Below are 12,102 nucleotides of genomic sequence, written 5' to 3'. Positions count from 1 at the left end.
GCAAGCGGGGAGGGGTTGGGGGTGGGGTGTTAGGGACTTTTGCAAGAGGTCTATTAGGTTCGCACCCAACCACCAAAAATAAACCCCGTCGCCACAAGAGACACTACGGGGTGTTAAGGGAATTATCAGGTATTAGATCGTTCATCAAGGTTGTCAGGCATTCCAGCCACCTTAAACTTTTTTCTTACTTTTTTCCTCGCTTAAAATTAAATATAGGCTGATCAATGCCTTTAAAGTCAGGTTTAGGACATAACCACGCTTCCCAGCTTGCCTGAAAATTTCATCGATCTCGTCTTTCAAGAATGATATTTATTTTTTGTTCTAATTCATCAATAACGTACTGAAAAAATTTGTTCAACAGTTAGATTTAAATCTGGAAATGTTGGCGACTCTATACGGTCGTCTACTCTAAACTGTTTACCACGATATTCACCCTCATCACTTAAAGAGTAAATTGTGATTGTTGGCTGTTTGGGGTCGCCTATCAATTCCTTGCTACCCAAAGCAGCATAATCCACAATCCAATATTCTTGAATACCCATTTCTTCATAGTCAGCAAACTTTTTATGATAATCATCTCTCCAGTTAGTACTGACGACTTCAATTACTAATGGAATTGAATCTGGTTTACTAAGAATAGATTGTTTCTCCCATAATGGTTCATTACCCAAGTTAGAAAAATTCATTAACAAAACATCAGGATAGTACCCTGACATTTTATTTTCTGGCTTCACTGTGGCGGTTTTAGGTATACCGTAATTAAGTTTAAGACGAAGACACTCATACCCTAACATCATTGTTAAAAATGCTACTATTTGCTCATGTTTACCTGATGGTGGTGGCATTTGAATAATATCTCCATCGTGTAATTCATAACGAATGTTTTCCGGTTGTGTTTCTAAAAACTCTAAATATTCATCAAATGTAAATAGTTTTTGTAGTGATTGAATCATTATTTCATCCTGATTATGAATATAAACAGTTCACACTGCTGTAACCTGAAAATTAAGAGTTAACGGGGTGTAGCGGCCAAAGGTGAAAGTAAATCGGCATGGACGCGCCAAGATTCTTACTCAGCAAAAGATACAGCAAATTTTCGCTATTGGGTTAACAAATGACCACGATGGCTACGCCCGCCGCAGGCATCGCACGACGCAAGGGCAAGGTCATTACACGATCAAAAATTGGATTAACGGCGGTGTGGTGATGATTCTAGATGCGATCGCTAACCTATCCCTTGCCACCAATTACAGCGATTGCCCCTACACCCCATCACAGCGATCGCACACAAAACAATTATATTTTACACTCCGAAGCGCTTATAATATTCTGTCCCCAGTTTTGGGATCAAACACAAACAATTGATTTAAATCGAGCTGTAGAGAAAGGCGATCGCCTGGACGAAGACGCACATCACCGCCTACCTGAATATTCAACATCACCGCCGAACCAGGTAAACCAGCACGAATCAAAGTTTCCCTTCCCAAAGGTTCTACAACTTTCACTTCAACTAATAATAATTCTGAGTTTCGAGTGCTGTTATCGGTAGCGGGGCGTTCAGCCTCTTCTGAGCCAGTGTTTATTTTTATATGCTCTGGACGAATCCCCAAATCATAACTGTGTCCTTGACGTAACTGTAATTTTTCTTTCACGTCTGCTGGAATTGCTAATAACTGCCCACTCACATCAAAGCTGTTATTTTCATAGATTGCAGGCAAAATATTCATTGGCGGACTGCCTAAAAAAGTTGCCACCATCTGATTAGCAGGACTTGCATAAATAGTTTGGGGATCGCCGATTTGTTGAATCCGCCCTCGATTTAGCACGACAATTTTATCAGCCAAAGTCATGGCTTCAACTTGATCGTGGGTGACGTAAATAGTTGTAATGCCTAATTCTTGATGTAACTGTTTCAATTCTGCCCTGGTATCATCGCGCAATTGGGCATCTAAATTAGATAAAGGTTCATCAAGTAAAAATACTTGGGGTTCACGAGCGATCGCTCTCCCTAATGCTACTCGTTGTTGCTGTCCACCGGAAAGTTGTTTGGGCTTGCGATCCAGCAAGTGATCTAGAGAAAGCGATCGCGCCACATTCATCACTCGTTCTTGAATGATTTTTCGGTCAACCTTTCGCATTTCCAAGCCAAAGCCGATGTTTTGCGCCACACTCATGTGAGGATAGAGAGCGTAGTTTTGGAACACCATTGCCACATCCCGTTGTCTGGCTGGGATATTATTTACCAAGCGATCGCCAATAAAGAGTTTGCCAGATGTAGCGGTTTCTAAACCGGCGATCGTTCGCAAAATTGTAGACTTCCCACAACCCGATGGCCCGACTAAAACCCAAAATTCGCCATCAGGAATTTCAAAGGTAATGTCCTCGATCGCGGTGACATTATTGAATCTACGCTTAATATCTTCTAGACGAACGTTTGCCATTATCTAATTAAAGTTAATAGTTAGGAGTTAGGAGTTAGGAATTTTAAGTTTTGAGTTTTGAGTTTTAAATTAAAAACCTCTTCAACTCATAACTAATAACTTCTAACTCATAACTTTGTCCAAGCTGGGTGAGAAAGTAAAGAAGCAAAAACTCGTACTCCCCGAAGTTGATTAGAAAGGGGTAAGTGACCTTTAGGCGCACTCAAATCCCAGGTAAACTCGTTAGGGTATCGCGTCCAAGTATTACCTGCTTTCCAGCCAATTTTCGGCCAGAAATTCTCCCAATTTTTACCCAAACTTAACCAGATTTCTCGCTGCACTGAAAAGCCGAATTTACCTTCAGAGTGGACTAACCAGAGGTTGTTAATGGTTTGCAAGTCAACAGCCGAGGTATTTTCTACCTCAGTAAAGTACAACCATTTTCGTTGTACAGCCGTTGGCCCTGATAGTTCGCACATTTTTTCGATGGTGACGCGATCGGCTGCTTGGAAGTCTTGAACAGCCAATAGCTGTTGCAAAGAATTGTAGTTAATCCCGCACTCTGATTTTAGAGGTACAATTCCTTCAGGAAAAGAGGAGCGCAAAAATTCTTTGACTTGAGGTGCATCAGAGTTGTATAAGACTTGGTAAGCTTTGCCATCAATCCAAGTTGCTGGGTTCTCACGTCGTTTCAGTAAAAATTCCATCAACACGTCTAATCCCTCATTACCCAACTCAGCTAACTGTGGGATTATCTGTTGTTGGACTTTTTCAGACCCAGCGATTAACGGTTGTCGGAGGGAGTCGATGTCATTTGCAGGGCCTGATAAAATCATTGGGTCTGTCATGCCATTCTTGTGTTAACGGTCAGTGAAAGAGCGGTAAGCTATTGGGCTTCTCTAAAGTGAAGCACTGATAGCGAAAAGTAGTTTACTATTTTTGATCGTACAAAATTGCGATCGCTTCACTGAAATCTCACACTTAATCCCCAAATAATGTACAAGGGGAATAGGGGGAAAATCTGTGCCTTATGGCTTGGCGAACAAAAGACATAGCAAAATATACAAGCCTGCCACATAAAGATTTTTTGAATAGCAGCGTATCGATTAGGAGTGTGTGAACGATGTACGAAAAGATTACCCCCCCCGCAGCCGGAGCAAAAATCACCTTCAAAAATGGTGAACCAATCGTACCGGACAATCCAATTATCCCCTTTATTCGTGGCGACGGCACAGGTATAGACATCTGGCCTGCTACCCAAAAAGTCCTCGATGCTGCGGTAGCCAAAGCATATAAGGGTCAGCGTCAAATTAGTTGGTTTAAGGTTTATGCTGGGGACGAAGCTTGCGATTTATACGGAACTTACCAGTATTTACCTCAAGATACTCTAACAGCAATTGAAGAATATGGTGTAGCTATTAAAGGGCCTTTGACTACTCCCATTGGGGGAGGAATTCGTTCTTTAAATGTGGCATTACGGCAAATTTTTGACTTGTATGCCTGCGTGCGTCCTTGCCGTTACTATGCAGGTACGCCCTCACCCCACAAAAATCCCGAAAAGCTGGATGTAATTGTTTATCGGGAAAATACAGAAGATATTTATTTAGGCATTGAGTGGCGACAAGGTAGCGAAATTGGCGATCGCTTAATAAAAATTCTCAATGAAGAATTAATCCCCGCCACCCCAGAACATGGAAAAAAACGCATTCCTCTTGATTCTGGTATTGGCATCAAACCCATCAGCAAAACTGGTTCCCAGCGTCTAGTTAGACGTGCCATCAAACATGCCTTGCTATTGCCCAAAAACAAGCAACAAGTGACTTTGGTGCATAAGGGCAACATCATGAAATACACCGAAGGCGCTTTCCGCGACTGGGGTTATGAATTAGCAACTAGTGAATTCCGCCAAGAAACTGTTACAGAACAAGAATCTTGGATTTTGAGTAACAAGGAAAAAAATCCGAATATTTCCTTGGAAGAAAACGCCCGCCAGATTGAGCCTGGGTTTGATAATCTCACTCCAGACAAGAAAGCGCAAGTTGTCAAGGAAGTTGAAACTGTTCTTAACACAATTTGGGCAACCCACGGCGATGGCAAATGGAAAGAGAAAGTTTTGGTGAATGACCGGATTGCTGACAGTATTTTTCAACAAATCCAAACCAGACCGGATGAGTATTCGATTTTGGCGACAATGAACTTAAACGGCGATTACTTGTCTGATGCCGCTGCTGCGATTGTTGGTGGTTTGGGAATGGGGCCAGGGGCAAATATTGGTGATTCTAGTGCGATATTTGAAGCTACCCACGGCACTGCACCCAAACACGCCGGCTTAGATCGGATTAATCCAGGTTCAGTGATTTTGTCTGGTGTGATGATGCTGGAATTTATGGGTTGGCAAGAAGCCGCAGACCTAATTAAGAAAGGTTTAAGCGATGCGATCGCAAATAGTCAAGTCACCTACGATTTAGCCCGGTTGCTAGAACCGCCAGTTGAACCCTTAAAATGTTCTGAATTTGCCGACGCAATTATTCAGCATTTTGGTTAATTCTATTAGGGTTAATTAGTCACAAGTCGAATTACCCCACCCTAACCCTCCCCGTATGTATTGGCTACGGTGTATACACAAGTCTTTGAGAGTTGCCTCCCAGCGTTTAGATCCCCCCTAACCCCCCTTAAAAAAGGGGGAACCAGAGTCAAAGTCCCCCAATTTATCGGGGGATTTAGGGGGATCTTCAACGATTTTGGTTTTATACAAAGATGTGTGTACACCGTAGCGTATGTATTGGGGAGGGAACCGGATTTTCTTGTTTCCCCCCTTTACAAGGCTACGGTGTACACACAAGTCGAAAAATTCTCTACCCACATTTTTGTCAGAGTGAAACTGTCACACAGACAGGCAATCCCGCCCAGAACTAAAGTTCAGGGCTGATAGCTGAAGTCCACTCAAGTGGACTGAATTAATCATTTAGTCCACTTGAGTGGACTTTAGCTATGAGACTCGGAATTCATTCCGAGGCGGGATAGAAACGCAGTGTGAGATTTATTAATAAAGATATAACTGCGACAGACTTGTGTGTACACCGTAGCCAATACATACGGGGGATTAAGGGGGGTAATTTGACTTTGGCATTTTATTTGCAAAAAACACCAAAATCAGAAAGTAAACTGGGGTTTGAGTAAGTCAAATGGCATTTTGAGAAAGCAAAAGCTTCTTTTACTTGCGGAAAACACCAAAATGAGTAAGTCAAATGGCATTTTGAGAAAGTCAAAGCTTCTTTTACTTGCGGAAAACACCAAAATGAGTAAGTCAAATGGCATTTTGAGAAAGTCAAAGCTTCTTTTACTTACGGAAAACACCAAAATGAGAAAGCAAACTGGGGTTTGAGAAAGCAAAACCTTATTTTGAGAAAGTAATTGCGGATTTTGCTTATTGAATTTAGTCTAAATATGAAGTTTAGATAAAATTCTTGAAAAATTACTGATAAATTTTGATCCGTCAGCTAATTACAAAGACGCGATAAATCGCCGTCTCTTGCCTTAACCGAACCGTATTGCGTCAGATTTTAAAGTAGTCAAAAAACAAAATCCCCGGCTTTTCTAAAAAGTCGGAGATTTTTTTGGGGCAATCCCCTATAAAGTTTCCGTTATTCGGATTTAGAGTTATTAGACCTCTTGCATAAATCAAAATAAGACTTACGCAAAAACCCTCTCAAACTCTCATTCCTCCGTGAACTCTGTGCCCTCTGTGGTTCGTTTTCCGTTACCCGTGCGTAAGTCCTACAAAAATAAGAAAGAACCCCACCCCGCCAAAGCTACGCTTCGTCTCCCCTCCCCGCAAGCGGGGAGGGGTTGGGGGTGGGGTGTTAGGGACTTTTGCAAGAGGTCTATTGAAAACTCGGCGCAAGTTCTCCATTAATTCGGATTTAACCCAATCGGTAATTGCTTTAACTGTGATTTTGCTAATTTATCAGGTGCGATCGCTCCATTCTCTGTAATGATGGCTGTAATTAACTCAGCCGGAGTCACATCAAAAGCTGGGTTGTAAAAATCTATACCCGCAGGTGTGAGAATAGTATCGCCCACTTGATAAATTTCTGTTGGTTCACGTTCTTCAATAGGAATTTTGCTACCATCGGCTAATTCAAAATCAACGGTAGAAAGGGGTGCAGCGACAAAGAAGGGGATATTATGTGCTCTAGCTGCGATCGCAACACTATACGTACCAATTTTATTAGCAGTGTCGCCATTAGCAGCAATGCGATCGGCACCCACAACTACAGCATGAATCAAACCCTGTTTCATGCAATGGGCTGCCATATTATCAGTGATTAATGTAACTGGAATACTTTCTTGCACACATTCCCAAGTAGTGAGTTTTGCACCTTGTAAGCGAGGACGGGTTTCGTCGGCAAATAAACGCTCTAAACGTCCTTCCCTCCAAGCGGAACGCACCACACCCAAAGCAGTGCCATATCCAGCCGTAGCTAGTGCCCCAGCGTTGCAGTGAGTAAGTAACCTTAGCTTTTCTGGAGTATTGGGCAAAACTGCCAAACCATTGTCGCCAATTGCTTGACAGGTTTGCAAATCTTCAACGTTAATTGCTTGGGCTGTTTGGAAAAGAGTTTGCTTGATGTCTTCTACTGTTCCTAGCGTTTCGTAGGCGGCTTGCAGCATCCGGCTAATTGCCCAAAATAAATTTACCGCCGTTGGACGAGTAGAACGCAACAACTGGGCTACTTTATCTAAGTGTTGCAAAAATTCGGTGCGATCGCTTGTTTTAATTTCCCTTGCACCAAGATACATTCCATAAGCCGCAGCCACTCCAATTGCTGGCGCACCTCGCACAATCATAGTTTTAATCGCCCGCGCCATATCTTCACTGCGGTGAATTTCTACAAATGTATATTCGTTGGGTAAGCGAGTTTGGTCAATTAGTGAAACTGAGTCGTTGTGCCAAATAACGGGATAAACCTGGTTTTTGGAAGGTGTCATAGAAAAAGGTCGTTAGTAAAGGGTCAATATTTTTTACTTTAATGCACTTAGATGATTTCATTTTAAAAAACAAAATTCAATTAATTATTTTTAGCTATTGATAATTTTGCTGCACGAATGATTACTTAATATTTATTTATTTAATTTCCTGCTTAACTGTCTTAACTGTCCTTGCATTCTCATTAGAAAAATGGGAGGATATTTCGCTAAAGGATTTATAAAACACGAACATTTCTGAGTTGATATATAAAACGCCTTTTGTTCTAACTAAATGGCGAGTTTACACTTTGATAAAAGTTTAAGTAATTATTCAAAGCCTTTGAAATAGAACTATGAAACGTCTTGTGATTTGCTGTGATGGAACTTGGCAACAGTTAAGCAGTCGTTATCCAAGCAATGTGGTAAAGCTAGCTCAATCTGTGAAATCAATTGCTAGTGACGGGGTTACACAAATCGTCTTTTATGACGAGGGCATTGGAACCGAGGGTCAAAAGGTTTTAGGCGGAGCTACCGGACTAGGAATCGATAGAAATATAGAAGATTGCTACCGATTTCTTAGTCTCAATTATGTTTCTGGTGACGAAATCTATTTGTTCGGCTTCAGTCGTGGTGCTTACACAGTTAGAAGTTTAGCCGGCATGATCTATTGCTCTGGTCTTCTAGATCGCCCCCATGTTACTAAAGCACATGAAGCCTACGAGCTTTACCGTAACCGAAATATTAAACCCAAAGATAATGTAGCAGTAGAATACCGTCAAGCTTATGGCGATCGCGTCCCGATCGTCTTACTCGGTTGTTTTGACACCGTTGGGGCCCTTGGTATTCCTGGGATACCAGCCTTTAGTAGGTTAAGCAAACAGCTTAATATGCGCTACAGATTCCATGACACTACTTTAAACAAATGTGTTCAGAATGCATTGCACGCGATGGCGATTGACGAAATCCGCGAAATCTTTGATGTCACTCCCATGCAAAAGTATCCTGATGCTGAAAACCAGCGGGTGATTCAAAAGTGGTTTCCAGGTGTACATGGTTGCGTTGGTGGTGGAACCGAAGAAAATAGTGGGTTATCAGATGCCGCCTTACAGTGGATGATTGATTCCATCGGTGAACTAGGATTAGGGCTTGACTTAGATCCTAATGTGATTCCGACAGGCATCAACCCTAATTATGAATGTGATTTTAAAAACGATGCTGGATTCTTTAAATTAGCAGGAATTAAGTTTCGTGAGGTCAGCGATGTCATTGAAGACCTTCATGAAAGTGCGATATACCGTTTGAAAAGTCGCAAGGACTATCGACCAAAAAATCTACAAAAGATTATTTCCAAACTGAAATAAGTTGAATGAATTTGGCTGATCGAAGCAGAGAAAATTCGAGTGCATTGAATCCAAAACTGAAAAAAAGTAAAAACAATTATGACTGGAAAAAGAGATACATCTAAAGACGGCTTAGGTAACAAAATTCAAACATTAGTTTTAACAAACTTTAAACCGATTTGGAAACTTATACAGAGTAACGAATCTATAAAACGTAAAGTTAACAAAACTCTACTCAATAGTCTCATCTACAAAATTCCGACTCGTCCTAATGCCTACAGTATGATGAGTTTAGATGAGTATATTCCTGATACTAAAATTCCTAAGAAAACTGATACTTATACTTCCTGGGAATCACTCAACGATCGCACGTATACAGGACGACATTTACCACCCGATCCCAAGTTAAACGCTGAGGGCAACTTACCAAAAGTTGAAGACTTGGCTATTTTGTTCCGTAAAAGAGATGGTAAAACTATTTATTCTACCAAATCAACTATGCTGTTTCCCTATTGGGTGCAGTGGTTTACTGATAGTTTTCTCCGCCTCGATCACTACAATAAATTAAAAAATACTTCCAACCATGAAATTGATTTGTGTAATGTTTATGGTTTAACCAGAAAACAAACACACCTTTTAAGAAGCTTTCAAGGAGGTAAACTAAAATCTCAAAAACTCAAGCGCCAAGATGGTGTAGAAGAAGAATATCCGTTGTTTTATTATGCCGATCCAGCGCAGGGTAAAGTTGACGCTCAATTTGAGGGTCTTTATGAACCTATCAATGATGAAAAAAGGCAGCCCGTAGAAAAAAAACAATATCTGTTTGCGATGGGAGTAGAACGAGCAAATGTGCAAATTGGCTATGTGATGCTCAATACTCTATGTTTCCGCGAGCATAATCGTCTTTGCGATGAATTAGCAAACAATTATCCAGATTGGGATGATGAACGCCTCTTCCAAACCGCGAGAAATATTCTCATGGCGATTATTCTCAAAATCATTATGGAGGAGTACATTAACCACATAACTCCTTATCACTTTAAGTTGTTTGCCGATCCTGAAGCTTTCACTAAGGAAAGTTGGCATCGTCCTAATTACATGGCAATTGAGTTTGACTTTGTTTATCGCTGGCATAGTGCGATTCCAGAAACCTTTAAATATAACGGGAAACCAACTCATATTGTTGCATCTCTGTGGAACAACAAGATGTTCATCGATCGAGGTTTGGGAGCATTGATGGAGGAAACTTGTTCCCAAGCAGGTACAAAAATTGGTTTATTCAACACCCCTGATATATTGGTTGAATTAACCGAGTTACCCGCGATTAAATTAGGACGGCAACTGCAATTAGCAAGCTACAACGATTATCGGCAATTGTGTGGTTTCCCCAGAGTGACGAGATTTGAGCAAATTAGTGGCGATGAATTTGTTCAAAATAAACTCAAAGAATTATATGGTCATGTTGATAATATTGAATTCTTTGTGGGACTTTACGCCGAGGATGGGCGGAAAAATTCAACTATACCTTCCCTAGTAGCACGCTTAATTGGGATTGATGCCTTTTCTCAAGCGCTAACTAATCCTTTACTATCACCTAATATTTTCAATGAAAAGACTTTTTCTCCTGTGGGTTGGAAAATAATTCAAAATACCAACACAGTTTCAGATTTAGTTAATCGCAACGTTCCTTCATCAGGCAGAAAGTACAAAGTTACTTTTGACCTTCAATAAACATTGGCTTTGATTGCGATCGCTTTATCCTTACTATTAAGCAAGCTATGCGTAGCGTCTTGGATGGTGGAGCGATCGCTCTTAATAATACTCTTCTTGCTCTGTCACTCGAAGCTGACTAGACAATACTGCAAACAAGCAAGCGATGTCTACGACGGGCTGCGCCTACGCAGCTTGGAACATACTCAATTGATTAATTAATCCTGCTTTCAAAAAAAATGAAACTATTTACTGAATACCCAGAAAAAGACGAAGCTAAATATTGCGCTCTCATGAGTGAGCTAGTCAAAAAGAATATGGAAAATCTTTACGGAGGTGAGAAGAAAAAAACTGCAAAGAGAGATACCCACTCTAAAACTAACGCTGCTGTACAAGGAACTCTAGAAATCTTTGACTTTGATGAAGCAGCAATTAAGCAGGAATTGAGCAAACGCACCTCATTAACTGAAGCTCAATTTCAAGCCATTTCTCTAAAACAAGGTTTATTTGCCAAACCCAAGCAATATCCGGTTTGGCTACGATTTGCAAATGGTGCGTTTTCAGTAAAGAATGATTATGAAGGCGATACGCGTTCCATGTCTGTAAAGGTAATAGGAGTAGAAGGAGAAAGACTACCGCAAAGTCACGAGTTAAAAACCCAAGATATTATTGTCCACAATACAGAATTCTTTTTTGTTAGAACCATCAAAGACTTCCACAGCTTTTTTATGGCGGTTTATCGAGCAGGGCTGTTTCCGCTTTTTAAGCTGTTGGTGCTTTTTTGGCTAAAGTTGCATCCCTACGAATCCACTCTTTTAAAAACTAGTTTCAAACGTTTTCCCAAGAGTTTGCTCACAGAACGCTATTGGAGTGCTTCAGCCTATTCTTTAGGACTCAAATCTGATTTTGACCCATCCCAATCAGGTAGAGTTCCTGTGGAATATCCGGTTGTGATTAAATATGCATTTACTCCAGTTTCCAGTCAACCACCTCATCAACAACTTCCTCTCGAATCTAGACCAGAAAGTGAGCTTCAGCGTGCCAAATCCTCACGTTCAGAGGACAACTATTACCGAGATGATATCATTCAAGCTTTAGCAAAGCCTGATGCTGAATATTGTTGGGACTTTCAAATTCAATTTCAAACTAGCCCAGAAATGTCTATTGATGATACTACTATTGTTTGGAATGAAGAAGAATCGCCCTTCATTACAGTTGGTCGCCTAACAGTTAAGCATCAGAAAGTTAATTCTGCTAAAGATAATGACTTTGGAGAAAATCTCAGTTTTTCTCCTGGAAATGGTCTAGCAGTGCATCGTCCGGTCGGTGCAATCAATCGGTTACGCAGCATTGTTTATCCTATCGTTGCTAATGACCGCCATCAAAAACGAGGAGTCAAATACCAAGAACCAACTGTCTGACTTTCAGTAGACTAAAACGACAGGTTTGCAAATCTTCAGCAATAGACCTCTTGCAAAAGTCCCTAACACCCCTCCCCCAACCCCTCCCCGCTTGCGGGGCTACGGTGTACACACATCTTTGTATAAAACCAAAATCGTTGAAGATCCCCCTAAATCCCCCGATAAATTGGGGGACTTTGACTCTAGTTCCCCCTTTTTTACTATCCATTACCCGCATCTTTCTTAACAAACAGACAAAAT

Annotated in this window: 10 protein-coding genes; 6 read left to right on the top strand and 4 right to left on the bottom strand. The window is 41.0% G+C overall.

Features of this window, described 5'->3' with window-relative positions; all coding sequences use genetic code 11:
- Nucleotides 1–329: 329 nt before the first annotated feature.
- Nucleotides 330–953 carry a Uma2 family endonuclease gene (locus ACM0OX_RS33435; protein ID WP_414519254.1) on the bottom strand — a complete coding sequence of 208 codons (624 nt, stop codon included), beginning with the start codon at nt 951–953 and terminating at the stop codon, nt 330–332.
- A gap of 82 nt (nt 954–1,035) precedes the next feature.
- On the opposite strand from ACM0OX_RS33435, the gene ACM0OX_RS33430 reads away from it, so the two are divergent.
- Nucleotides 1,036–1,365, top strand: a complete 330-nt coding sequence (locus ACM0OX_RS33430; RefSeq protein ID WP_414519252.1) for a hypothetical protein — start codon at nt 1,036–1,038, stop codon at nt 1,363–1,365.
- On the opposite strand, the gene ACM0OX_RS33425 is transcribed toward ACM0OX_RS33430, so the two are convergent.
- Both ACM0OX_RS33425 and ACM0OX_RS33420 read right to left on the bottom strand, forming a co-directional pair.
- On the bottom strand, nt 1,320–2,441 hold the full coding sequence (locus ACM0OX_RS33425; protein WP_414519250.1) for an ABC transporter ATP-binding protein: 1,122 nt from the start codon (nt 2,439–2,441) through the stop codon (nt 1,320–1,322). The two genes, ACM0OX_RS33430 and ACM0OX_RS33425, sit on opposite strands and share 46 nt — an antisense overlap.
- Before the next feature lie 107 nt (nt 2,442–2,548).
- On the bottom strand, nt 2,549–3,268 hold the full coding sequence (locus tag ACM0OX_RS33420) for a GUN4 domain-containing protein (protein ID WP_334894927.1): 720 nt from the start codon (nt 3,266–3,268) through the stop codon (nt 2,549–2,551).
- A gap of 275 nt (nt 3,269–3,543) precedes the next feature.
- On the opposite strand from ACM0OX_RS33420, the gene ACM0OX_RS33415 reads away from it, so the two are divergent.
- Entirely contained in the window at nt 3,544–4,965 is a 1,422-nt protein-coding gene (locus tag ACM0OX_RS33415; RefSeq protein ID WP_163939025.1) for an NADP-dependent isocitrate dehydrogenase, read from the top strand.
- Nucleotides 4,966–6,332: 1,367 nt separating this feature from the next.
- Here ACM0OX_RS33415 and mtnA read toward each other — a convergent pair.
- Nucleotides 6,333–7,412: an S-methyl-5-thioribose-1-phosphate isomerase gene (gene mtnA, locus ACM0OX_RS33410; protein ID WP_414519247.1), complete on the bottom strand. Its 1,080-nt coding sequence runs from the start codon at nt 7,410–7,412 to the stop codon at nt 6,333–6,335.
- 332 nt (nt 7,413–7,744) lie between these two features.
- Between mtnA and ACM0OX_RS33405 the strand changes: the two genes are divergently transcribed.
- From ACM0OX_RS33405 to ACM0OX_RS33390, 4 genes are all read left to right on the top strand, one after another.
- Complete coding sequence (locus ACM0OX_RS33405; protein WP_414519245.1) at nt 7,745–8,752, top strand: DUF2235 domain-containing protein; 1,008 nt, start codon at nt 7,745–7,747, stop codon at nt 8,750–8,752.
- A 78-nt stretch (nt 8,753–8,830) separates the two neighbouring features.
- On the top strand, nt 8,831–10,462 hold the full coding sequence (locus tag ACM0OX_RS33400) for a peroxidase family protein (RefSeq protein WP_414519243.1): 1,632 nt from the start codon (nt 8,831–8,833) through the stop codon (nt 10,460–10,462).
- Nucleotides 10,463–10,465: 3 nt separating this feature from the next.
- The gene (locus tag ACM0OX_RS33395; protein ID WP_414519241.1) at nt 10,466–10,663 is read left to right on the top strand and encodes a hypothetical protein; all 198 of its coding nucleotides are present in this window, start codon (nt 10,466–10,468) and stop codon (nt 10,661–10,663) included.
- Nucleotides 10,664–10,680: 17 nt separating this feature from the next.
- Nucleotides 10,681–11,862, top strand: a complete 1,182-nt coding sequence (locus ACM0OX_RS33390; protein ID WP_414519240.1) for a catalase — start codon at nt 10,681–10,683, stop codon at nt 11,860–11,862.
- Nucleotides 11,863–12,102 lie beyond the last annotated feature (240 nt).

It is taken from the genome of Nostoc sp. PCC 9305 (assembly GCF_963920915.1).
Taxonomy (GTDB): Bacteria; Cyanobacteriota; Cyanobacteriia; order Cyanobacteriales; family Nostocaceae; genus Nostoc.
The sequence above is the reverse complement of the archived record's forward strand: the minus strand, read 5'-3'. Positions and strand labels throughout refer to the sequence as shown.